The sequence below is a fragment of the Klebsiella sp. Q11 genome, from assembly GCF_964241505.1.
In the GTDB taxonomy this organism is placed as follows: Bacteria; Pseudomonadota; Gammaproteobacteria; order Enterobacterales; family Enterobacteriaceae; genus Klebsiella; species Klebsiella michiganensis.
In genome coordinates, this window is record NZ_CAXSXW010000008.1 from 164,029 (window position 1) to 186,243 (window position 22,215).

At 56.5% G+C, this 22,215-nt stretch carries 20 protein-coding genes; 5 read left to right on the plus strand and 15 right to left on the minus strand.

Annotated features, from left to right (window positions below):
• Positions 1-47 precede the first annotated feature (47 nt).
• Together yejM and ACESQ2_RS15155 are read right to left on the minus strand one after the other, a co-directional pair.
• Complete coding sequence (yejM, locus tag ACESQ2_RS15150; protein ID WP_025106736.1) at positions 48-1,808, minus strand: LPS biosynthesis-modulating metalloenzyme YejM; 1,761 nt, start codon at positions 1,806-1,808, stop codon at positions 48-50.
• 19 nt (positions 1,809-1,827) lie between these two features.
• Entirely contained in the window at positions 1,828-2,055 is a 228-nt protein-coding gene (locus tag ACESQ2_RS15155; RefSeq protein ID WP_004133900.1) for a YejL family protein, read from the minus strand.
• Positions 2,056-2,233: 178 nt separating this feature from the next.
• On the opposite strand from ACESQ2_RS15155, the gene yejK reads away from it, so the two are divergent.
• On the plus strand, positions 2,234-3,241 hold the full coding sequence (gene yejK, locus ACESQ2_RS15160) for a nucleoid-associated protein YejK (protein ID WP_004122954.1): 1,008 nt from the start codon (positions 2,234-2,236) through the stop codon (positions 3,239-3,241).
• Positions 3,242-3,289: 48 nt separating this feature from the next.
• On the opposite strand, the gene ACESQ2_RS15165 is transcribed toward yejK, so the two are convergent.
• The gene (locus ACESQ2_RS15165; protein WP_373170805.1) at positions 3,290-4,048 is read right to left on the minus strand and encodes a DeoR/GlpR family DNA-binding transcription regulator; all 759 of its coding nucleotides are present in this window, start codon (positions 4,046-4,048) and stop codon (positions 3,290-3,292) included.
• 80 nt (positions 4,049-4,128) lie between these two features.
• Here ACESQ2_RS15165 and ACESQ2_RS15170 point away from each other — a divergent pair, with 80 nt between their 5' ends.
• Entirely contained in the window at positions 4,129-4,722 is a 594-nt protein-coding gene (locus ACESQ2_RS15170) for an NUDIX domain-containing protein (protein ID WP_345911411.1), read from the plus strand.
• A 61-nt stretch (positions 4,723-4,783) separates the two neighbouring features.
• Here ACESQ2_RS15170 and rplY read toward each other — a convergent pair whose 3' ends face one another.
• Both rplY and ACESQ2_RS15180 read right to left on the minus strand, forming a co-directional pair.
• Positions 4,784-5,068 (minus strand): 50S ribosomal protein L25, encoded by a 285-nt coding sequence (gene rplY, locus ACESQ2_RS15175; protein ID WP_004103955.1) that lies wholly within the window; start codon positions 5,066-5,068, stop codon positions 4,784-4,786.
• Positions 5,069-5,205: 137 nt separating this feature from the next.
• Positions 5,206-6,963 (minus strand): DEAD/DEAH box helicase, encoded by a 1,758-nt coding sequence (locus ACESQ2_RS15180; protein ID WP_254539905.1) that lies wholly within the window; start codon positions 6,961-6,963, stop codon positions 5,206-5,208.
• Between the two features lie 148 nt (positions 6,964-7,111).
• Here ACESQ2_RS15180 and rsuA point away from each other — a divergent pair, with 148 nt between their 5' ends.
• The 3 genes from rsuA to ACESQ2_RS15195 all read left to right on the plus strand — a co-directional run bounded on the left by rsuA (position 7,112) and on the right by ACESQ2_RS15195 (position 9,699).
• Positions 7,112-7,831 carry a 16S rRNA pseudouridine(516) synthase RsuA gene (gene rsuA / locus ACESQ2_RS15185; RefSeq protein WP_345911410.1) on the plus strand — a complete coding sequence of 240 codons (720 nt, stop codon included), beginning with the start codon at positions 7,112-7,114 and terminating at the stop codon, positions 7,829-7,831.
• The gene (locus ACESQ2_RS15190) at positions 7,828-9,024 is read left to right on the plus strand and encodes a Bcr/CflA family multidrug efflux MFS transporter (RefSeq protein ID WP_049071443.1); all 1,197 of its coding nucleotides are present in this window, start codon (positions 7,828-7,830) and stop codon (positions 9,022-9,024) included. The genes rsuA and ACESQ2_RS15190 overlap by 4 nt, the downstream gene beginning before the upstream one ends.
• Before the next feature lie 330 nt (positions 9,025-9,354).
• Positions 9,355-9,699: a YejG family protein gene (locus ACESQ2_RS15195; RefSeq protein WP_004122937.1), complete on the plus strand. Its 345-nt coding sequence runs from the start codon at positions 9,355-9,357 to the stop codon at positions 9,697-9,699.
• Positions 9,700-9,702: 3 nt separating this feature from the next.
• Here ACESQ2_RS15195 and yejF read toward each other — a convergent pair whose 3' ends face one another.
• From yejF to yeiP, 10 genes are all read right to left on the minus strand, one after another.
• Positions 9,703-11,292 carry a microcin C ABC transporter ATP-binding protein YejF gene (yejF, locus tag ACESQ2_RS15200; RefSeq protein WP_373170809.1) on the minus strand — a complete coding sequence of 530 codons (1,590 nt, stop codon included), beginning with the start codon at positions 11,290-11,292 and terminating at the stop codon, positions 9,703-9,705.
• Position 11,293: 1 nt separating this feature from the next.
• Entirely contained in the window at positions 11,294-12,319 is a 1,026-nt protein-coding gene (locus ACESQ2_RS15205; protein ID WP_004852714.1) for an ABC transporter permease, read from the minus strand.
• Positions 12,319-13,413 carry a microcin C ABC transporter permease YejB gene (locus ACESQ2_RS15210; protein ID WP_004122930.1) on the minus strand — a complete coding sequence of 365 codons (1,095 nt, stop codon included), beginning with the start codon at positions 13,411-13,413 and terminating at the stop codon, positions 12,319-12,321. Before ACESQ2_RS15210 ends, ACESQ2_RS15205 begins: the two co-directional genes overlap by 1 nt.
• Before the next feature lie 9 nt (positions 13,414-13,422).
• Positions 13,423-15,228 carry an extracellular solute-binding protein gene (locus ACESQ2_RS15215; protein WP_049083600.1) on the minus strand — a complete coding sequence of 602 codons (1,806 nt, stop codon included), beginning with the start codon at positions 15,226-15,228 and terminating at the stop codon, positions 13,423-13,425.
• A 70-nt stretch (positions 15,229-15,298) separates the two neighbouring features.
• Positions 15,299-16,861, minus strand: coding sequence for a cyclic di-GMP phosphodiesterase (locus ACESQ2_RS15220; RefSeq protein ID WP_049071447.1), 1,563 nt, complete (start codon positions 16,859-16,861; stop codon positions 15,299-15,301).
• Positions 16,862-17,050: 189 nt separating this feature from the next.
• Entirely contained in the window at positions 17,051-17,620 is a 570-nt protein-coding gene (gene mepS, locus ACESQ2_RS15225; protein ID WP_004122922.1) for a bifunctional murein DD-endopeptidase/murein LD-carboxypeptidase, read from the minus strand.
• 426 nt (positions 17,621-18,046) lie between these two features.
• Positions 18,047-18,760 carry a phosphatase PAP2 family protein gene (locus ACESQ2_RS15230; RefSeq protein WP_162933708.1) on the minus strand — a complete coding sequence of 238 codons (714 nt, stop codon included), beginning with the start codon at positions 18,758-18,760 and terminating at the stop codon, positions 18,047-18,049.
• A gap of 35 nt (positions 18,761-18,795) precedes the next feature.
• A complete protein-coding gene (locus ACESQ2_RS15235) occupies positions 18,796-19,773 on the minus strand; it encodes a GTP-binding protein (protein ID WP_049071449.1) in 978 nt (325 codons plus the stop codon).
• A gap of 118 nt (positions 19,774-19,891) precedes the next feature.
• A complete protein-coding gene (locus ACESQ2_RS15240; protein ID WP_373170813.1) occupies positions 19,892-21,358 on the minus strand; it encodes a mannitol dehydrogenase family protein in 1,467 nt (488 codons plus the stop codon).
• A 282-nt stretch (positions 21,359-21,640) separates the two neighbouring features.
• On the minus strand, positions 21,641-22,213 hold the full coding sequence (yeiP, locus tag ACESQ2_RS15245) for an elongation factor P-like protein YeiP (RefSeq protein WP_004122911.1): 573 nt from the start codon (positions 22,211-22,213) through the stop codon (positions 21,641-21,643).
• Positions 22,214-22,215: the final 2 nt, after the last annotated feature.

The window sequence follows — 22,215 nt, forward strand, 5'->3', positions numbered from 1 at the left end:
AAGCGAATGCAAGCCGGGAAATGACTGATTGATTTATAAATAATCAATCAGTTAGCGATAAAGCGTTTTTCATCGGTCAGCACCTGCAGCAGCAGGCTGAGCTGCGGTTTTTGATCGTTAATTTTCTCGCCGTCGCTGTTCCATGTTCGGTAAGTGCCGTTGTGATTAAGCACAACCGTGAATTTCGGCGTGGTAATGGCCAGCGTATCGCTATTGGCCGCGGTGACCCAGGCACGACGGCGGGCGGCGCTAAACAGATCCTCACCTTGCGAATACTCGTTGGCCGGGGTAGAGACGTGGAGCAAACGCTGCATCAGCGTCGTCATCACGTCTTTATTATCGGTCAGCGTCGCGATCTCCTGAGCCGGCGTGCCCGGCCAATGGATCACTAAGGGAACCTGCAGCTGCTCGCGCGACCAGCCAAACTGCTCATGCTGCGGGTTCAGCGGCATTCCACGGCCCGCGGTCACGATAACCACCGTATTGTCCAGCTTGCCCGCTTCCCGCAGCGCGTTCAGCACGCGGCCAATTTGCGTATCGACCGCGCCCGCGGCGTTACCGTAGCGGCGGACGAAGTTTTGCTGCTGCCCGTCGTCAAAGGTAGTGCCGTTGAGAGAAACCCACGAGAACCAGCGGTTTTCATCCTGGGCGTAGCGGTCCAGCCAGTTAATCCACTGGTTTGCCGTCTGCTCGTCGCTTTGCGCTTTCGCGACGGGCAGTGAGAAATCTGACAGCAGCGCCTGACGGTAGAGCGGGCTGCTAAAGCCATCTGATGAGAACAGGCCCAGCTGATAACCCTGCTGATTCAGCGACGTAATTAGCGCCGCAGGGATGCGCGCAGACAGAACGCCGTCCATATAGCTCGGGGAAATACCGTAGAACAGGCCAAACATGCCGCTGTCAGCGGTGTTGCCGGAGCTCATGTGCTGGGTAAAGTTCACGTTGTCTTTCGCGAACCCGGCCAGCGCCGGCATGTTTTTCTCAAAGCGCGAATAATTAAGGTTATCAACGGTAATCAGCAGCACGTTATAACCGGTACCGAGATCGCGATAACGCAGATCGCTCAGCGGATATTGCACCGAGACGGCTTCCGGCGCGCCTTGTTCCACCAGACGGCGCTGGTAGTCCTGCGCGTCGAGCAGGCCATGTTTTTCCAGGAAACGGCGCGCCGTCATCGGATAGGAGAGCGGCAGGTTGGCCCGCTGCATGGTGATCGGACGATAGAAGTTGGCATCCGCCCAGATATAGACCAGATGGCTACTGATAAAGGAGATAAAGAAGAACCAGGCAACGGGTCGGGCGTAGTGGCGGCGACGCGTCAGGCTGCGCAGCTTCTGCCAGCTCCAGGTCGCGAAGAGCATTTCCAGCAGGAAAATGATCGGTACGCTGATAAACATCAGCTGCCAGTCGCGCGCCATCTCGTTCTGGTCGGGGTTGATAACCAGTTCCCAGACAAAGGGATTAAGATGCAGGTGGAAACGGGTGAAAACTTCGCTGTCGATTAGCAGCAGCGTCATGCCCACGGTCGCCAGAACAACCGAGATAAAGCGCATTAAGCGCTGAGAGACGACGATAAAAGTCAGCGGGAAAAGAATCAGCACGTAGCTGGTAAAGACCAGGAAGCTGAAGTGACCAACGAGGCTGACGTACGAAAAGAGGCGTCCGGCAAGCGTCGTTGGCCAGTCGGCGACAAACAGATAGCGACTGCCGAGCACCATAGCCAACAACATGTTGAAAAGGGCGAACCAGTGCCCCCAGCTGACCATCTGGGAGACTTTTTCTCGGTAGGGCTGACGAAGAGTCACCATATACTGTTGTTCGTTATCCTTAGTGCGCTGGATCGTCGTTGATAGATGACTGCAGCGCCTGGGCAAAAGAACGGGCGATGGCCTGACGCTGCGCCGGCGCGACGCTACTGTTGATCAGGTTAGTCACCATATTGCCCAGAACCATCAGTGAAAGGTCAACGGGCGCTTTATGTGTTTCCAGAACGCTCGTCAGCTCGCTGAGCAGCTGTTCGACGTGTTCATCGCTATAGCGGGATAATTGCGGCATAAACTCAAAATCTGTTTGTTCGTGAAAGGGCAACATATTACCGTAGCAGCAGCTTTTTTTCCGCATTTTTTCGCCACGACGCAAAAGCGCGCGGCTTCGCTCGCAAAGAGTCACGCGGCGGTTGCGTCGTGGCCCCCGCGGTGGTTGAATACCGCCCGGTCTAAAAGGAGAGTTTAACATGAGTCTGGATATCGACCAGATTGCCCTGCATCAGTTAATCAAACGTGATGAACAAAATCTGGAGCTGGTGCTGCGCGAATCGTTGCTGGAGCCGACGGCGACGGTTGTCGAGATGATGGCCGAACTGCATCGTGTCTACAGCGCAAAAAATAAAGCCTACGGCCTGTTTAATGAAGAGAGCGAGCTGGCGCAGGCGCTGCGCGGGCAGCGTAAGGGCGAAGAAGCGTTCCTGCCGTTCAGCCGCGCCGCTACCGGGCGCCTGCGCGACGAACTGGCAAAATATCCCTTTGCAGAAGGCGGTATTGTGCTGTTTTGCCAGTATCGTTATCTGGCGGTGGAATATCTGATGGTGGCGGTGCTGAATAACCTAAGCAGCATGCGCGTCAACGAAGAGCTGGATATCAGCTCCACCCATTATCTGGACATCAATCACGCGGATATCGTCGCGCGTATTGATTTAACCGAGTGGGAAACTAACCCGGAGTCAACGCGCTATCTGACCTTCCTGAAGGGGCGGGTAGGGCGCAAGGTGGCGGATTTCTTTATGGATTTCCTCGGCGCCAGCGAAGGGCTGAACGCCAAAGCGCAGAACCGCGGCCTGCTGCAGGCGCTGGATGATTTCGCCGCCGATGCGCAGCTGGATAAATCTGAACGTCAAAACGTGCGCCAGCAGGTATACAGCTACTGCAACGAACAGCTGCAGGCCGGAGAGGAAATCGAGCTGGAGTCGCTGTCGAAAGAGCTGGCGGGCGTCAGCGAGAAGACCTTTCAGGAATTTACCGCCGAACAAGGCTACGAGCTGGAAGAGAGCTTCCCGGCGGATCGCAGCACGCTGCGTCAGTTAACCAAGTTTGCCGGCAGCGGCGGCGGGTTAACCATTAATTTTGACGCGATGCTGCTGGGCGAGCGGGTGTTCTGGGATCCGGCTACGGATACCCTAACCATTAAAGGCACGCCGCCGAACCTGCGCGACCAGCTACAGCGCCGTACTTCTGGCGGAAATTAATGCGCAAAATCCCGACGCCGAGTCGGGATTTTTTTGCCTGAACCCGCATTACAGAGCGTAGAGGATTTCTACCCCCGCCAGGGTTAGCTGCTGTCGCAGCGCCTCGTCCAGGGTCGTATCCACGATCAGCGTACTGGCTACTCCCAGCTCGCCGATGGCAAAGGCCGACGCGGAGTTAAGCTTTTCTTGTGACGCCATCACCACCGTTTCGGCAGCCCGCGCCGCCAGCGCGCGTTTAATGCCCGCTTCTTCATAGTCACCGGTGGTGAATCCCGCCCGGGGGTGAACGCCGGTGACGCCCATAAAAAACAGATCGGCGTTGATACGGGAAATACTCTCGAGGGCCGCAGACCCGACGCTGACGACGGAATGCTTAAACAACCGGCCGCCGATCAAAATCACCTCGATGAGCGGTTTTTCCACCAGCGCGACGGCAATCCCCGGGCTATGGGTGACCACGGTACACGCGAGGTTATCCGGCAGCAGGCGCATCATCTCCCCGGTGGTGGTGCCGCCGTCGACAATCACCACCTGACCGGGCTGAATGAGCTCAACCGCGCGCTGGGCAATGCTCTGCTTTGAGGCGATTTGCACGTTCTTTCTTGTTTCAATAGGCGCGATGGCTTCGGAAACCGGCAGCGCGCCGCCGTGGACGCGCTGCAGCTTGCCTTCCGCGGCCAGCTCCCGCAGATCCCGGCGAATGGAGTCTTCTGATACGCTAAAGCGCTGGCTGAGATCCCCGGACATCACCTGTTTTTCCTCGGCGAGGATTTGCAAAATCTGCTGTTTTCTCTGGCTGGCGAGCATCAAAATACCTTCATGAGCGATCTTGTTTGTGCACGATTATGCATGTTATGTTGCTCGCTGTCACCTAAAAGGGGAAAAACATGCACGCTGACGCACCGCGCGTTCGCCATATCCGCGAAACGCTATTATCGGACAACTGGTACACGCTCAAGAAATATACCTTTGAACTACTGCGCCGTGACGGACGCTGGCAGGAGCAGAGCCGGGAAGCTTACGACCGCGGCAACGGCGCGGTGATCCTGCTCTACAATCGTGAAAAGGAAACGGTAGTGCTGGTTCGCCAGTTTCGCTTTCCGGTGTGGATTAACGGTCATGATGGCTTTTTGATCGAAGCTGCCGCCGGACTGCTGGATAACGCTTCTCCGGAGGCGCGCATCGTTGCCGAAGCCGAAGAGGAGACCGGTTTTCGCGTCACGCGCATAGAGCCGGTATTCACCGCTTACATGAGCCCCGGTTCGGTGACGGAGAAGCTTTACTTTTTCATTGCCGAATACTCTGCCGACGATCGGCGCGGCGACGGTGGCGGCCTGGCGACGGAGGGAGAAGATATCGAGGTGCTGGAGTGGCCGCTGGAAAAAGCGCTGCAGGCTATTCGCGAAGGAGAAATCGTCGATGCGAAAACGATTATGCTGTTGCAGCATCTGGCGCTGAACAGGTCAACGCTACTCGGCTGATAAACAAAACGCCCCGAACCTTGCGGAGCGGGGCGTTTGCCATACAACTTTCAGCGAGCGATTAAGCGCGAACGAAGTCGATGTGGGACAGCTTCGGCTTGAACGGGTGACGCTGAACAGCCTGAGCTTTAACTTTCTCTTCTTTGCCATCAACAACGATGGTCAGAACTTCGTTGTAGAACTCAGCGTTGGTCTGCATGTTCCACACTTTGTCGTGATCCAGTTCGATTGCTACTGGCGCAGCTTCGCCGCCATAGATGATGGCCGGGAATTTGTTAGCTGCACGCAGGCGGCGGCTCGCACCCTTACCCTGCTCTTTACGTACTTCTGCGTTGATAGTAAACATTGATGTCTCTCTATATATAAATCCTGCTACAGGCGACCCAGCAGCAGGCAGATTATCTGCTTTGCGAATGCAAAAGCGGGCGGCATTATAGCCGCCATAGGTGTTTGCAGCAACCAAAACCTCAGATGTGAGGACGATTAGCGCAGTTCGTTGGCCCGGCGGAATCGGCCCTGATAATCAAATACTTTCTCCCGCACCTGCCAGTATTGCCCCTTCATGCGCGCCACGACAAAGTCCGGATGGCGCAGAAGCGCCTGCTGGGCGAGGATATCGGCGGGCGTTATCCAGCGCAGCGGTACGCCCGGCGTTCGGGTATGCGGGCGGATAAAGAGCTGCTCAAAGGCGGTGCGCTGGGCGGGCGTATGCAGGCGGAAGCGCTCACTAACGTCCGCGCCATCTTCATCGTAATAGGTGATTTTTAGCCAGGCACCTTTATCATCCGCGCCGTGCTGCAGATCCATTCCGCTACAGCGCAGCACCAGCGCATCTTTAAGCTTCAGCGCGGCTTTCAGCATGTCGTCGGGGTCGACCAGGATGGTATCGCACTCGCGGCAGCGGCGGGCGGCGATATCGTTTTCCGCGTTACACTGCGGGCAGTTTTTAAAGCGAAAACGAAAATCACACTGCTCGCGATGGCCTTCGTCATCCTCAAACCAGCCCTGGCAGCGGCGGCCAAAGTGTTCAATCAGCGTGCCGTCGGCGGTGGTTTTCCCCCAGAAGGTATTGGCGAAACCGCATGCCGGGCAAAAAACCTGGACCGGCACGTTGTCGCTTTTCCCCTTCGGCGTTCCCACTTCAGGCGCGTAAAGGTCGTGCGGATTACCGGCGTAATCGAGGATCAGACAGTCCGTTTTACCCGGCGCCAGGCGCAGGCCGCGGCCGACGATCTGTTGGTAAAGGCTCACCGACTCGGTCGGGCGCAGGATGGCGATCAGATCGACATGCGGGGCATCAAAGCCGGTCGTCAGTACCGCGACGTTAACCAGATAGCGGTACAGCTGAGCTTTAAACGCGTCGATGATGCGATCGCGCTCCGGCCCCGGCGTTTCACCGGTGATTAAGGCCGCTTCGCCCTGCGGAAGCAACCCGGTCACTTCGCGGGCGTGTTCAACGGTGGCGGCGAAAATCATCACCCCTTTGCGCGTTTGGGCGAATTCAACGATTTGGCTGACGATATGCGGCGTGACGCGCTGCTGTTTTTTCAGTTCGTGGTTTAAATCAGCCTCGCTGAACAGGCCGTTATTTTGCGCCTGCAGGCGGCTGAAGTCATATTGAACCACCGGCATATCCAGCCGCTCCGGCGGCGTCAGGTAGCCGTTCTTAATCATATAGCGCAGCGGCAGCTCGTAGATGCAGTCGCGAAATAGCGCGTTTTCATCACCGCGCACCATGCCGTGGTAGTGGAACTGGTAAATCCACCCCTTACCGAGGCGAAAAGGCGTCGCGGTCAGCCCCAGCAGGCGCAGGTGCGGATTGACCTGCTGAAGGTGGCTGATAATCTGCTGATACTGGCTGTCATCATCGTCGCTGATGCGGTGGCACTCGTCGACGATCAGCAGCGAAAACTCGCCCTGAAACTGGTCGAGGTTGCGGGCGACCGACTGCACGCTGCCAAAGACCACTTTACCGTGGCTCTCTTTACGCTTGAGGCCCGCGGCGAAAATATCCGCTTCCAGGCCGAGCGCGCAATACTTGGCGTGGTTCTGCGCCACCAGCTCTTTAACGTGCGCCAGCACCAGCACGCGACCGCGCGCCAGGCGCGCAAGTTCGGCGATAACCAGGCTTTTACCTGCGCCTGTCGGCAGCACAATCGCAGCAGGTTCATGATGGCGGCGAAACCAGGCGAGCGTCGCGTCGACCGCCTCTTTTTGGTAGGGACGTAATGTAAATGTCATGAATTTATGGCGGTTAATTAACTCGCGAATAGTATGCCACGAATCTTTTCCCTTGAGTGGTGTTAATAGCCCGTTATACTACCCCATGAAATTCTTCTTTTTCGGGCGCGTTGCCCGCTCCAGCACTTGTACAGGCTAAAAAAATCTCATGCGACTTGATAAGTTTATCGCTCAGCAACTTGGCGTTAGCCGGGCTATTGCCGGGCGTGAAATCCGCGGCAGCCGCGTTACCGTGGACGGCGACATTGTAAAAGACTCCTCCTTCAAGCTTCTGCCGGAGCATGACGTCGAGTATGACGGCAATACGCTGGTTCAGCAGACCGGCCCGCGCTACTTTATGCTCAACAAGCCGCAGGGTTACGTTTGTTCCACCGACGATCCGGATCATCCAACGGTCCTTTATTTCCTCGACGAGCCGGTGGCGCACAAGCTGCATGCCGCGGGGCGTCTGGATATCGACACCACCGGACTGGTATTGATGACCGACGATGGCCAGTGGTCGCACCGCATTACTTCCCCGCGCCACCATTGCGAAAAAACCTATCTGGTGACGCTGGAAAATCCGCTGGATGAGTCCACCGCCGAGCAGTTTGCCAAAGGCGTTCAGCTGCATAATGAGAAAGACCTGACCAAACCGGCGGTGCTGGAAGTGGTGACGCCGACCGAAGTCCGCCTGACCATTAGCGAAGGGCGCTACCATCAGGTGAAGCGGATGTTTGCCGCGGTGGGGAATCATGTGGTTGGCCTGCATCGCGAACGTATTGGCGATATCGCGCTCGATGCGTCGCTGGCGCCGGGTGAATATCGTCCGCTGACGGCAGAAGAAATTGCCAGCGTTAGCGGCCAACATGCGCGGAGTAAAACGTGACGGCAAAGCAGAATTCTTCATTAGGGATTGTGTTTATTCTTGGCCTGCTGGCCATGTTAATGCCGCTGTCGATCGATATGTATCTTCCGGCGCTGCCGGTGATTGCGGCGCAGTTTAATGTGCCGGACGGCAGCGCGCAGATGACGCTCAGTACCTATATTCTGGGCTTTGCCCTGGGCCAGCTTTTATATGGCCCAATGGCGGACAGCATGGGGCGTAAACCGGTGATACTGGGCGGTACGTTGGTTTTTGCCGCGGCGGCGGTGGCCTGCGCGCTGTCGCAGACTATCGATATGCTGATCACCATGCGCTTTTTCCACGGCCTGGCGGCCGCGGCGGCGAGCGTGGTGATTAACGCCCTGATGCGCGATATCTATCCCAAGGAAGAGTTCTCGCGGATGATGTCGTTCGTCATGCTGGTGACCACCGTCGCGCCGCTGGTGGCGCCGATGGTCGGCGGAGCGGTGCTGGTGTGGTTTAGCTGGCATGCGATCTTCTGGATCCTCGCGGTGGCGGCGCTATTAGCCTCGGCGATGATCGCCTTCTTTATTAGCGAGACCCTGCCGCCGGAACGCCGGCAGAAATTTCATATTCGCACTACGCTCGGCAACTTCGCGACGCTGTTTCGCCACAAGCGGGTGCTGAGCTATATGCTGGCAAGCGGTTTCAGCTTCGCCGGGATGTTCTCGTTTCTGAGCGCCGGCCCGTTTGTCTATATCAATATCAACCACGTTTCACCGCAGCACTTTGGCTACTATTTTGCGCTGAACGTCGTCTTCCTGTTTGTCATGACCATGATCAACAGCCGTTTTGTGCGGCGGGTTGGGGCGCTGAATATGTTCCGCGCCGGGCTATGGATCCAGTTTGCGATGGCGACGTGGATGGTCGTGTGCGCGCTGTTTGGCGTGGGGTTCTGGGCGCTGGTGTTTGGCGTGGCGGCGTTCATCGGCTGCGTTTCGATGGTCTCCTCTAACGCGATGGCGGTGATTCTCGATGAGTTTCCGCATATGGCCGGGACCGCTTCCTCGCTGGCAGGGACGTTCCGTTTCGGGATTGGCGCCATTGTCGGTGCGCTGCTGTCGATGGCGACGTTTACCACCGCCTGGCCAATGCTGATTTCTATCGCCTTCTGCGCCAGCAGCTCCATCCTCTTTTACCTCTACGCCAGCCGACGGCGCAAAGCCGCGCGCTAAGCGACTTTCAGGGGGCGATATCGCCCCTTTTTTTGATGCATGTCAACCAAATCTGGCTTCTCTGTTCAGCGATTTGTTTATTTTATGTAAAATCAAATCGTTCAAAAAGTCGCATGATTGCGATAAAAAAGTTGTTTTAGATCACAGAAACGGGTACATATAGCCCGAAGATGTTCCATCTGCGCAATTATAAACTTTTACATTACAAACCAATAACACGGCTATGCCACTGGTGTAAGCGTTTTCTGTGCAGGAAGAGGACTGGTTGTCAATAATGTGTTAGTATTGATGTAAAATTATTGTGAAGTATTTTGCTTCCGGGGTAAACACGTGAATACACTGCAACTCTCTATCGTACACCGTCTGCCGCAGAGCTATCGCTGGCTGGCCGGTTTTGCAGGTTCAAGAGTTGAACCGATTCCGCAAAACGGCGCCCAGAGCGAAAACAGCCTCGTGGCGTTGAAATTACTCAGCCCCGATGGCGAAAGCGCGTGGCCGGTCATGCATAAGCTCAGCCAGGCGCTTAGCGACATCGAGGTCGATAGCTCTGTCGTTGAATGCGAAGGGGAACCGTGCCTGTTTGTTAACCGTCAGGACGAATTTGCCGCAACCTGTCGCCTGAAAAATTTCGGCGTGGCGATTGCAGAACCCTTCTCCGGCAACAACCCCTTCTGACCGTCAGCTCAACGCCAGCAGCTGACGGGTATACTCCTGCTGCGGAGCGGTAAATACGCGCTCGCACTCACCCTGCTCGACGACTTCTCCCTGCCGCAGCACCATTACCTGATGACACAGCGCCCGCACGACGCGTAAATCATGGCTGATAAAAATATAGGCTAGCTGATGCTTTTGCTGTAACGCCTTCAGCAGCGCGAGGATTTGCGCCTGCACGGTTTTATCCAGCGATGAGGTGGGCTCATCCAGCACGATAAGCTGCGGTTTGACGACCAGCGCCCTGGCGATCGCGATGCGCTGACGCTGGCCGCCGGAGAAGGCGGCAGGGTAGCGATGCCGTGAGTGTGGATCGAGGCCGACCTCCTGCATCACCTGAATCACCGCCTGCTCCCGTTCGGCCGGCGTGAGCGTCGGTTGATGGACGCGCAATCCCTCTTCGATAATTTGCAGCACGTTGAGCCGCGGGTTTAGCGATGAGTTAGGATCCTGAAAGACCACCTGCATGCGACGACGCAGCGGCAGCATCTGCCGGCGATTGCGTCCCTGAAGCGCCGCACCGTCAAAGGCGATCGCGCCATCGGAATGAATCAGACGCAGAAGCGCCAGCCCGGTGGTGCTTTTGCCCGATCCGGACTCGCCGACCAGCCCCAGCGTTTCTCCCGCGCGCAAATGAAAGCTGAGGCCGTTAACGACCCGGTTATGATCGACAACTCGCCGCAGCAGACCTTTACGTATCGGGAAAGCGATAGTCAAATTTTCCGCCCGCAGCAACACCGGGGCATCGGGTGCGAGCGGGACGGGATCGCCCGACGGCTCGCTATCCAGCAGGCGGCGGGTATAAGGGTGTTCGGGGGCGGAAAACAGCGCCCGGCAGCCGTTTTGTTCCACGCAGCGGCCGTTCTGCATCACCGCGACGCGGTCGGCGAGCTGACGAACGATGCTCAGATTATGGGTGATAAACAGCAGCCCCATATTCAACTCTTGCTTCAGCTCCCGCAGCAGCGTGAGGATTTGCGCCTGCACCGACACGTCCAGCGCGGTGGTGGGTTCGTCGGCGATAAGCAGCTCCGGGCGGGTTAACAGCGCCATGGCGATCATCACCCGCTGGCGCTCGCCGCCGGAAAGCTGATGGGGATAGTCGGCCAGCCGCCGGGGCGCGTTGCGGATGCCGACGCGATCGAGGCAGTCGAGGATTTCCCCGCGCGCCGCTTCTTTGCGCATACCGCGATGCAAAGAGAGCACTTCGTACAGCTGTTTTTCCAGAGTATGCAGTGGATTAAGCGAAACCATCGGCTCCTGAAAGATCATCGCAATGCGGTTACCGCGCACGCCGCGCAGGGTGCGTTCATCCGCGTGCAGCAGCGACTGGCCGTGAAAACGGATGTCGCCGGCAGGATAGCTGACCGGCGGCGACGGGAGTAGCCGCAGCACCGATAGCGCGGTCACGCTCTTCCCGGAGCCGGACTCGCCGACCAGCGCCAGGGTCTCGCCGACGACAATCTGCAGCGACAGTTCGCTGACGACGGGGGTAGTCTCACCCTGCTGGCGAAAGGCGATGGAGAGGTTATCGATATCTAACAAAGGTTGCGTCATGCTACACCGCCTTGCTTGGGTCAAAGGCGTCGCGAACCGCTTCACCAATAAAAATCAATAACGTCAGCAGGACCGCCACCGACAGAAAGGCGGCGATGCCCAGCCAGGGCGCCTGCAGGTTGTTTTTACCCTGCAACAGCAGTTCGCCCAGCGAAGGGGAGCCCAGCGGCAGGCCAAAACCGAGGAAATCGAGCGAGGTCAGGGTGGTTATCGAACTGCACAGAATGAACGGCAGGAAGGTCAGGGTGGCGACCATGGCGTTAGGCAGCATATGGCGCAGAATAATGGCGCGATCGCTGACGCCGAGCGCCTGCGCGGCGCGGATATAATCATAGTTACGGGTGCGCAGGAACTCAGCTCGGACCACGCCGACCAGCGTCATCCAGCCGAACAGCACGGTAATGGCCAGCAGCCACCAGAAGTTGGCCTGTACAACGCTTGAGAGCAGGATAATCAAGAACAGCGTCGGCATTCCCGACCAGACTTCGATAAACCGCTGCCCCCAGAGGTCAATCTTCCCGCCGTAATACCCCTGAACGGCGCCGGCCATCACCCCCAGTACGCTGGAGAAGAAGGTCAGCAGCAGTCCAAAGAGAATGGAAATGCGCGTGCCGTACAGAATACGCGCCAGCACGTCCCCGCCGTTGGCATCGGTGCCCAGCCAGTTCTGTCCTGACGGCGGCGAAGGGAAGGGCGCGTCGGTGGCGAAATTAATGGTCGTCGCGCCGAAACGAACCGGCGCCCACAGGGCCCAGCCGTTATCCGCCAGCCGTTTTTGCAGCCACGGGTCCTGATAGTCGGCGGCGGTGGCAAAGCTGCCGCCGAAGGTGGTCTCACTGTAGTTTTTCAGGAGCGGAACGTAGAAGCTGCCGCGGTACTGGACCAGCAGCGGCTTATCGTTAGCAATAAGCTCTGCGCACAGGCTACAGGCGAAAAGCGCTAAAAAGAGCCATAGCGACCAGTAGCCGCGGCGGTTGTGGCGAAAACGCGCCCAGCGGGCCTGATTGACGGGACTAAAAAATGACATTAGCGGCCCTCAAAATCGATTCGCGGATCGACCAGCGTATAGCTGATATCGCTGATGATATTCAGCAGCAGGCCAATCAGGGTAAAAATATACAGCGTGCCGAACATGACCGGGTAATCGCGAGATACGGTGGCCTCATAGCCCAGCAGCCCCAGTCCGTTTAGCGAGAACATCACCTCAATCAGCAGCGAACCGGTAAAAAACATACTGATAAAGGTGGCCGGGAAACCGGCAATCACCAGCAGCATCGCGTTGCGAAACACGTGGCCCCAAAGGATCTGCTTTTCGCTGACGCCCTTGGCGCGTGCGGTAACCACGTACTGCTTGCGGATTTCATCAAGAAAGCTGTTTTTGGTCAGCATCGTGAGGGCGGCAAAACCGCCGATCACCGTTGCCAGCACCGGTAGGGTGATATGCCAGAGATAGTCGAGGATTTTTTGGTACCAGGGCAGGCTGTCGAAGTTGGCTGACACCAGCCCGCGCAGCGGAAAGAGATCGAAATAGCTGCCGCCGGCAAAGATAACGATCAGCAAAATGGCAAACAGGAACGCCGGGATGGCATAGCCGATAATAATCAGCGTACTGCTCCAGACGTCAAAATGGCTGCCGTTGCTGACCGCTTTACGGATCCCCAACGGAATCGACACCAGATAGATGATGAGCGTACTCCACAGGCCCAGGGTGATTGAGACCGGCAGGCTGTCTTTAATCAACTGCAGTACCGATGAGCTGCGAAACAGGCTATCGCCAAAATCAAAGCGCAGATAATCACCGAGCATTTTAAAATAACGCTCGTGCAGCGGCTTATCAAAGCCGTAGCGGTGGGTTATCTCGGCAATCACCTCCGGGTCCAGCCCGCGCCCGCCGCGATAGTGCCCATCGCTGATGTTGCTGACCCCGGTACGCGCATGGCTGGCGGCCATGCCGCCATCTCCGGCGCCGGGCAAGCCGCCGCGGTCGCCGAACTCAATCGCCGCGATCGCCTGATCGACCGGACCGCCGGGCGCGATCTGCACAATAAAAAAGTTAATGGTGATAATCGCCCACAGGGTGGGGATGATGAGCAGTAGTCGGCGGAGCAGATATGCACCCATCTTAATTCCTTAGCGTCTGTCCGCGGGGAGTCTGGCCGCTTTGCTTGCGTCGTACCACCAGTTTTCGAAACCGGAGGAGTAGACCGCGCGGGTCTGCGGGAAGGAGAATTTGTCCCAGTATGCGGTTCGGTCCTGCGCCATATACCACATCGGCAGCATGTAATAGTTCCAGGTCAGCACGCGGTCGAGAGCCCGGCCCAGCGGCAGCAGCTTTTCTTTATTACCCTGCCAGCGAATAATCTGCGCGATGAGCCGGTCGACGGCCGGGCTTTGTACCCCTGAGGCGTTATAGCTGGAGTTAATATATTCGGAGTCCCAGGAGACTTGCAGGTCGGTGCCGGGCCAGGGCGTGGCGCGCCAGACGTTGGGCATCATGTCGTAATCCCGGCTGCGCTTGCGGTTACTGTACTGGGAGTTGTCGACCTGGCGAATATCCATGACGATGCCGAGCCGCTGGAGGTTGTGCTGGAAGGGCAGGACCCAGCGATCGCTGCTGCCGGAAGGAAGCAGCAGCTCAAAGCGTAACGGTTTGCCGCTCTTCGCATTAACCCGCCGCTGGTTTTTCACTATCCATCCCGCCTGGTTAAGGATGGCATCCGCCTTAAGCAAGTTTGCGCGTTCGAAACCATCGCCGCTGGAAACCGGGGGACGGTATATCTGCGTGAAAACTTCGGCCGGGATCTCTTTTTTCAGCGGCGTTAACAGCGCCAGCTCGTCGGCATTCGGATAATCGCGCGCCGCGTATTCGGTATTCTGAAAGAAGCTATTGGCGCGGCTGTAGGAGTGATAAAACAGCGCCTTATTCATCCATTCAAAATCAAAGGCGAGGGTAATGGCTTCGCGTACCCGGCGGTCGGAAAATACCGGGCGCTGAATGTTAAAGGCCAGCCACTGCGTATTCTGCGCCGAGGTGTTGGTGTATTCATCTTTAACGATATAGCCGTGGGTAAAATTGCGCCCGACGTAGCGGGTAGCCCAGTTCTTGGCAACGTTCTCTTCGCGACGGTCGACGGCGCCGGCCTTAAAGGCTTCGAAAGCGACGTTGTCGTCCAGGTAATAGTCGTAGCGTAGCGTATCGAAATTCCAGCGCCCGCGGTTGACCGGTAAGTCGGCGGCCCAGTAGTCCTTAACCCGCGAGTAGGTAATGTACTGGCCCATGCGCCAGGCGGTGATGCGATACGGGCCGCTGGCCAGCGGTGGGGCGGATAGCGGGTCGCTGAGTTTATGGTTTTTCCAGAATTTTTCCGGCATCACCGGTAGCGTCATCAGGCTAAGCATGTTCTCTTTGCCCGGTTTGGCTAAATCAATGCGTACGGTGAGCGGAGCGATGGCTTTTACGGTGGTGCCTTTATAATAGAGGCGAAACTGCGGCACCCCTTCGGTCATAAACTTCTGGAAGGTAAACGCGACATCGCTGGCGGTGACGGGGCTGCCATCGTGATAGCGGGCGCGGGGATTGAGCGCGATCTCCATCCATGAAAAATCATCGGCATAGCGCGTATGCTCGGCGATCAGCGGATAGTAGCTGCCGGGTTCATCATCAGAGGTGGTGAACAGCGTGTCGTATAAGCTTTCGGTACGAATACCGGGATTGCCGCGCATGGCGTAGCGGTTGAAATTATCAAAAGTACCGATGGCCGCGAGGGTAATTGCCCCGCCTTTAGGCGCGGCAGGGTTGGCATAATCGTAATGGTCAAAGCCCGCGGCGTATTTCGGTTCGCCGATAATAGCGAACCTGTCGCTCTCTTTAATCGTTTGCGCCTGGCTCTGCAGGCTAAATAAGGTCAGCAGGATCAGGCTGATGCGTGCAAAAATAACCAGGATGACGCCCTCCAATGTCAGACCTGAAGCGGCCTGACCTTTGATAGCAAATAATAAAGGACCCTTAGCGGCTTGTGAAATATTTCGCCGGTTCATCATGGGCGGCGATCAGCGCGTCCAGCGTCAGCGGCCGGCTTAACCAGTAGCCCTGTAAATAGTTTACCCCGTGGTCGCGCAGCCATTCCGCTTGTTCCTGCGTTTCCACCCCTTCAGCGACCGTGGTGAGCTTCAGGCGGCGGCTCAGGGTGATAACGGCATCAAGCACCGGCGAGGTGACGGTCTCAGTGCCGATAGCCTGCACGAAGCCGCGGTCTATCTTCAGGTAATCAAAGTTATAGCGCTCCAGATAGATTAGCGCGCTATGGCCGGTACCAAAATCATCAATCGCAATTTCAAAGCCCTGTTCGTGCAGCCAGTCGAAGTTCCCTAAGGAGCGATTCTTATCGATCATCGCGCGCTCGGTGATCTCCAGCACCACGCTAAAATGGTCGGCCGGCATGGCGGCGGCGAAGTGCTGAAGGTCCTGCTGAAAGCTGCCTGCGTGCAGATGAAGGGGGGAGATATTTATTCCCAGCTTGCTCCCTGCGGGCAGGAGCGTTTGCAGAACAGGCGCATCCTGCGCAATCAGTTTTAACAGATGGCGGGTGAGCGGAATAATGATCTGCTGGGTTTCAGCAAGGTTGATAAACACATCGGGAGGGATCTCGCCGGCCACGGGATGTCGCCAGCGCATCAGCACCTCAACGCCGCTGATGCGCAGCGTCTCTGACCTCACCACCGGTTGATAAACCACATAGAACTGATCGTTTTTGATCGCCAGCAGCAGCTCTTTGCGCGGGTCCGATTTAATCGTCAGGATGTAGTAGCTTAAAAGCCCGGCCAGCAGCCCGCACACGACGCCCAGCAGCAGAGCAAACTGCGTATTCTCCGCCAGCCAGCTGTTCGCGTAGAGATAAACCTTCAGCGGCAGGCCGTCGATTTGCGTCTGGCGAATGGGCGGCGAGAGCAACGTCTGCGGGTCGATAAGTTGGTTGCTGAAGGTGGAAATGGCGGTGTCCTTAATGGCCAGCGCCAGGCCGCTGAAATCATTCTGTCGGGCTGAGTAGAGAATATAGGGCGTCAGGTTGGCATTAATCGAGACAAAAATACCGTCTTTCCCGCCGTGTGGGCTGCGGACCCACAGCGCCAGCGCGGCGCTTTTCGGCATCATTGGCGTCCCGGGCAGAATCGCCATATCGACCGCTTGAGTAAGATTAAGCTGCGGAATGAGCTGGGTTAAGGGCGTGTTCATAGCGCCTGTGGCGGAGGAGCAAAACGCAAGGCCATTTTTGACCAGCAGGATGGCGCGGACGTTCGGGCTGAATGCCGCATGGGCGGTTAAGCCTGAGGCAACGTTTTCACAGGGTTGATCGACCAGAGGCTGCATGCCCTGAATCGTCTGATTCAAATCGTGAAAGTAGTCCTGCAGATACGTATGAACGTTGTGAATAATGGCGTCGAAACGCTCCGCACGGTTGTGATAAATCACCATAAACTGGATGCTACCGGCCAGCAGGGCGACGGCTATTCCAACACATATGCTGGTCAGCCAGATTTTTCGCCGGGGAGCGAGATGACGGGTAGGCATAGGCTATATAGTCAGTCCGTATTGTTGATTTGCGCCAGGGGGCTGATAGAAATCGCTTTTTCTATCCCTGCTTAAAGACATCGCTTATTTTACGAAGTTTCCTGGCTGGCGAGCAAAAAAAAACACCGCCTCGGCAGTGTTTTTTTATTTCTTTCGTTGGCCAAGGGATTAACCAACGGCAGAAGACGATTACGAACGGCTCAGAACGCGTCGCGCTTCGTTATAGCGCTTTTTCCAGTACGGCTCATCCATGCTTGAAATCGTCACACCGCTGCTGGTGGAAGCATGAACAAACTGATTGTTGCCGATGTAGATCCCTACATGGCGGCCCGTGGAACCTGCACGGAACAGAACTAAATCACCGGTGCGCAGCTGCGCGCGGCTGATCGATTTTCCGGAATCCTGCTGCTCTGAAGTCGAGCGCGGCAGTTCCAGGCCAAACTGTTCACGGAAAGTCCGTTGCACAAAGGCGGAACAATCGATGCCTTTACGGGTGCTGCCGCCGAGGCGGTAACGCACGCCCTTCCAGCTGGCATATTGATCCATCAAGCGGGACTTAACGTCCAGGTTGCGGACCATCGTTTCAAATTCATCCTGAGAGGCTTGCAGTGATGATAAATCGCCACTACCCACAGCAAGCGTCTCAGAATGCATATTCCTGGCGGTACTATTTGAACTACACGCGGAAAGCAGAACCGCAACTGCAATCGCGGGGGCGACCCGCAAGATATATCTCAAAATCGGCTGAGATTTGACCATGCTGTGTGTTATCCCTTGTTGTCCTTAACGACAATGTCGTTATAAAAAATGCCAAACGTGTTAGAGCCTAATTACCTGGTCGCAATGAGACAATTCCGTAAGCATAAAACTGTGGACTGACGCACAAATTTATTCATTCTCTGAATTGATGTCGCTGACGAGGCAAAACGAGATTGAGGTTACCCGATCAACCGGGGGATGGCGAGCGGTTTTACGCATTTTCTTATAAGTATTTTTGCGACAAAAAGTGAATCATCGGCAAAGGGCAAAATAGCGGCAGCAATGGGTAAAAAATACGCAATTTACTCATTTCTAACATGATTACTATGACGGGAAGATGATGCCGGATGAGAAAAAACGCGCGGACAAAAAAAGGGACCCAGAACGATCCCTTATGAATGATATTAATTAATTGTAAAGATAGATTTAAATTTTAGTTTTTCTACCCGGAAGATAACGCTCAAATAACGCAATGACATTATCACTCAGCGGGGTCATCAATACCCAGGGGGCGCCAATGAGTACCGCCGTTAATGAGCCGACGGCAATATCGGTAAACCAGTGAGCGCCAATCATTACGCGTGGAAAAGCGAACACCACGAATATGACCAGCGCGATGGCAAACGCCCGGCGACCAAAATAGCGCCACATAAATGACGCAAAAATCAGCAGCATCATACCGTGATCGCCTGGAAAGCTATCTTTAGACGCATCTTTAGTGGGGAAGGAGATCACATCGCTCACTTTGGTGATATCGGTAAAAGAGAGCGAAGGGCTGGCGCGCTTAACCGGCATCAGGTGCTGGGCAAGCTGATTGATGATGACGGCGGCCAGCAGCATCGCCAGGCCGATGATAATCACCCGGCGGCGTCCGGCGCTCTGCTCTTTAAACCAGAAGCTTAGCATCAGGCTGCCCATCGCCAGTAGCGAGCAGGCATCAAATGCGCGGTTGTTGATAATCGCCAGCAGCCAGGTGTAAGCGGTGCTCACGCCAACCAGGTGGTTAAAGAAATAGAAGATCGCTGAGTCCAGCGGATTCCAGAAACCATGGTTAACGGGAAGGTACCATGAACAAAAAAGCGCAACACCCGCCGCGTTCAGCAGCAGGATTAGGGGAATTCGATTTTTAATCATAACTATCGTGTGTTGGGTAAACGACGGCAACCATAGCCGTCTTAACTTAAACGAATCCTCAACAAGGAGGCCTGCAGTGCGTTCCAGTCCGTCTCGGTATCGGCAATCAGCTCGATACGGCTATCGGGGGGAGGAACGTTCTGCGTCTCAATATGCAGATCGCGCTGCTGGCGGTTGATGCGTACCACTCCTTCCGCGATGCGCATCACGCCTTTTACGCGCCCGACCGGCGCCAGGCGCGCCCATTCGAGCAGGGCCACGGTGTCGAAAACGGTTTCGGCGTCAAAAATCCAGCCGCAGGCGTGATAGCCCTGGCCGCTATTGAGGCTGCGACGCCAGCGCTGATGGGCAGGGAGGCTCAGTGCCGCAAGGCCCTGTTTCTGCCCGTGGCCGTGCGCGTGTTCGGGGCTGGCGGGAAGCGGCGCAAGATTGCGGCGCGGCAAATCAAGCAGTGCCGGGTCGATATTCCCCCGCGTGGCGCTGACGAACCGCCGATCGCCGGCATAGGTCTGCCACCAGGCGGCGAATGCGCGTTGGCTTTCCTCCGTTTCGCGGTCGGCTTTATTACTGATAATGACGTCAGCGGCGGCCAGCTGGTCGCGAAAGTTGTCGTTGGTCGCTATTTTTTCGTCCAGCAGCTGGCGCGGATCCAGCACGCATAAGGTGGCGCGCAGGTCGATCCACGGCTCGTATATTGCGGCGGTCAGCATATCGAGGATCTGTTTAGGATGGCCAAGCCCGGTGGGTTCTATCAGCAGGCGATCGGGTTTGCCCTGGCGCAGCAGGGTGTTGAGCCCGACCTGCATCGGCAGACCGTTCACGCAGCACATGCAGCCGCCGGGGATCTCTTTGAGCAGCGCGCCGCTTTCCGCCAGCAGCGCGCCGTCAATGCCCACTTCACCAAACTCGTTGACCAGCACGGCCCATTTTTCATCCGCGGGCTTATGGGCCAGCAGATGCAGAATCGACGTCGTCTTGCCGCTGCCGAGAAACCCCGTGATCAAATTGGTTTTGGTCACTTTTTCTCCAGGATAAATGTAATGTTGTAACAGTTACGCTATCCTGACGAAAAAAAGGGGAAAAGAGAAGTCTTACCGCGGACAGAAGGGGGATCTGTCCGCTAAAAGGCAGAAATTGTTAAGCGTTCAGCGTGCCGGCAATCGCCTGACGCGCGCCAAAAGCGGCGAGCTGATGCCATGCGGCGGTGATATGAGCGACAAACTGCGGGTTCTGCGGCAGGTCGCGGCCGAAGATCTCTTCCAGCGTAAGCAGGGCCGCCACGCGCTGGTGTTCATCGCTGGCAGAAACCCGTTTCTGCATCTTATCGGCCAGCGGATCGCGAATATCAATCGCATTTCCGGCATCGTCAATACCGCTGACGTAGCGCATCCAGCCGGCCACGCCGAGCGCCAGCAGCGGCCAGCGGCTGCCCCGAGCGAGATGGACGCGAATACCCTCAAGCATACGTTGCGGCAGCTTCTGGCTACCGTCCATGGCGATTTGCCAGGTGCGATGCTTCAGCGCCGGGTTGCTGAAGCGCTCGATCAGGCTGTCAGCGTACGCGGTCAGGTCAACGCCCTGAATGGATAAGGTCGGCGCCTGTTCGTCAAGCATCAGGCGGTAGGCGGCGCTGCGGAAAATCGGATCCTGCATGCAGTCGCTAATGTGCGCATGGCCAGCCAGATAGCCAAGCCAGGCGAGAAACGAGTGGCTACCGTTGAGCATCCGTAGCTTCATTTGTTCCCACGGTAAAACGTCATCGGTCATCTGGACGCCCGCGGTTTCCCAGTCCGGGCGACCGGCAACAAAGTTATCTTCAATGACCCACTGGATAAAGGGTTCGCAGCTGATTGCGCAGGGGTCTTCCACGCCTAGCGTCGCGCTAATTTCTGCCAGCGACTCATCGGTGGCGGCGGGCACGATGCGGTCAACCATGGTACCGGGAAAGCTGACGTGTTCGGCGATCCACAGCGCCAGCTCGGGGTCCCGTTTTTCGGCCATTCCCAGCACGGCGTTTTTTACCACATGTCCATTATCGGGAATATTATCGCAGGAGAGGACGGTAAACGGCGGTAGCCCCCGCTGTCGCCGGCGCGCCAGCGCTTCCACCAGAATGCCGGGAACCGATTGCGGCAGCGTCGGATTTTGCAGATCGTGAATAATGCGCGGCTGCGTCATATCCAGCTGGCCGCTGGCCGGATCGATGCAGTAGCCCTTCTCGGTGATGGTCAGAGAGACAATGGCGACCTGCGGTTCGCAAAATTTCTCAATAATGGCGGCCAGCGAATCCAGTTTCGCATTCAGACACTCATGAACGGCGCCGACAATAATCGGCTGATTGCCCTCGGCGCCTTTTTCCAGCACGGTAAACAGGTGGTCCTGCTGGCGAAGCTGGCTCATCAGCCGATCGCCGCTGAACAGGCTAATCTCACAAATCCCCCAGTCTCCGCCGCTGGCGTTGAGCACCCGATCGGTGAGAAGGGCCTGGTGCGCGCGATGAAACGCGCCAAAACCGAAATGCACAATACGCGAACGCAGCTGACTGCGATCGTATCGAGGAAGCTGTACGCCTTCCGGCAGCGTGGCTGTCGCAATGGTTGTCATTTTTAACACACCTGATTAACCAATAATTAACATGGCCAGTGTAAAGATATATGACAACAAATTAAATTGGTGAGCCTTATTTATCCGCTTAATGTGAGCTTGATCATGCAATTCTGTCGCGGTATACGGTCAGGCCGCAAAGTATGCGGAGAGAGCCGGTGAGATTAGCGGTAACTTTGCTATTTTTGGTATAACAGCTTTTGGCGGAGGGGAGATTGCGGATAAGGGGCTAATAAAAAGGACAGCCGCTGGCTGCCCTCCTGGATGTTGCAAACGCGGAGTTTAGTCCGCGCGGCCCATGTAGCGGCTCTCTTCGATATGGATGCGGATGCGCTCTCCCGCGCTCAGGTATTCAGGCACCTGAACAACAAGGCCGGTGCTCAGCGTTGCCGGTTTGTTACGCGCGCTTGCGGATGCGCCTTTGATACCCGGCGCCGTCTCAACGATTTCGAGATCCACGGTCTGCGGCAGTTCCAGCGCCAGCAGCTGGCCGTCCCAGGTCAGAACCTGCATATCCGGCATGCCGCCTTCCGGCATAAACAGCAGCTCTTCTTCGATCTGCTCTTTGGTGAAGATATACGGGGTGTAATCTTCTTTATCCATAAAGACGTATTCGTTGCCATCGATATAGGAGAAGTCAACGAAGCGGCGGGTCAGGGTGACGGTATCGACGATGTCGTCGCCTTTGAAGCGTTCTTCCACTTTCAGGCCGGTGCGTACATCGGAGAAACGCATTTTGTACAGCGTCGCTGCGCCGCGGGCGCTGGGTGACTGAATATCAATATTTTTAACAATCAGCAGTTTGCCGTTGTAATTCAGCACCATACCTTTTTTAATTTCATTCGCTCTTGGCATTG

Bases quoted from the DNA above. Each gene is read 5' to 3' on its own strand.
- yejM (WP_025106736.1), bottom strand. From the start codon at position 1,808: ATGGTGACTCTTCGTCAGCCCTACCGAGAAAAAGTCTCCCAGATGGTC.
- ACESQ2_RS15155 (WP_004133900.1), bottom strand. From the start codon at position 2,055: ATGCCGCAATTATCCCGCTATAGCGATGAACACGTCGAACAGCTGCTC.
- yejK (WP_004122954.1), top strand. From the start codon at position 2,234: ATGAGTCTGGATATCGACCAGATTGCCCTGCATCAGTTAATCAAACGT.
- ACESQ2_RS15165 (WP_373170805.1), bottom strand. From the start codon at position 4,048: ATGCTCGCCAGCCAGAGAAAACAGCAGATTTTGCAAATCCTCGCCGAG.
- ACESQ2_RS15170 (WP_345911411.1), top strand. From the start codon at position 4,129: ATGCACGCTGACGCACCGCGCGTTCGCCATATCCGCGAAACGCTATTA.
- rplY (WP_004103955.1), bottom strand. From the start codon at position 5,068: ATGTTTACTATCAACGCAGAAGTACGTAAAGAGCAGGGTAAGGGTGCG.
- ACESQ2_RS15180 (WP_254539905.1), bottom strand. From the start codon at position 6,963: ATGACATTTACATTACGTCCCTACCAAAAAGAGGCGGTCGACGCGACG.
- rsuA (WP_345911410.1), top strand. From the start codon at position 7,112: ATGCGACTTGATAAGTTTATCGCTCAGCAACTTGGCGTTAGCCGGGCT.
- yejF (WP_373170809.1), bottom strand. From the start codon at position 11,292: ATGACGCAACCTTTGTTAGATATCGATAACCTCTCCATCGCCTTTCGC.
- ACESQ2_RS15205 (WP_004852714.1), bottom strand. From the start codon at position 12,319: ATGTCATTTTTTAGTCCCGTCAATCAGGCCCGCTGGGCGCGTTTTCGC.
- ACESQ2_RS15210 (WP_004122930.1), bottom strand. From the start codon at position 13,413: ATGGGTGCATATCTGCTCCGCCGACTACTGCTCATCATCCCCACCCTG.
- ACESQ2_RS15220 (WP_049071447.1), bottom strand. From the start codon at position 16,861: ATGCCTACCCGTCATCTCGCTCCCCGGCGAAAAATCTGGCTGACCAGC.
- mepS (WP_004122922.1), bottom strand. From the start codon at position 17,620: ATGGTCAAATCTCAGCCGATTTTGAGATATATCTTGCGGGTCGCCCCC.
- ACESQ2_RS15240 (WP_373170813.1), bottom strand. From the start codon at position 21,358: ATGACAACCATTGCGACAGCCACGCTGCCGGAAGGCGTACAGCTTCCT.
- yeiP (WP_004122911.1), bottom strand. From the start codon at position 22,213: ATGCCAAGAGCGAATGAAATTAAAAAAGGTATGGTGCTGAATTACAAC.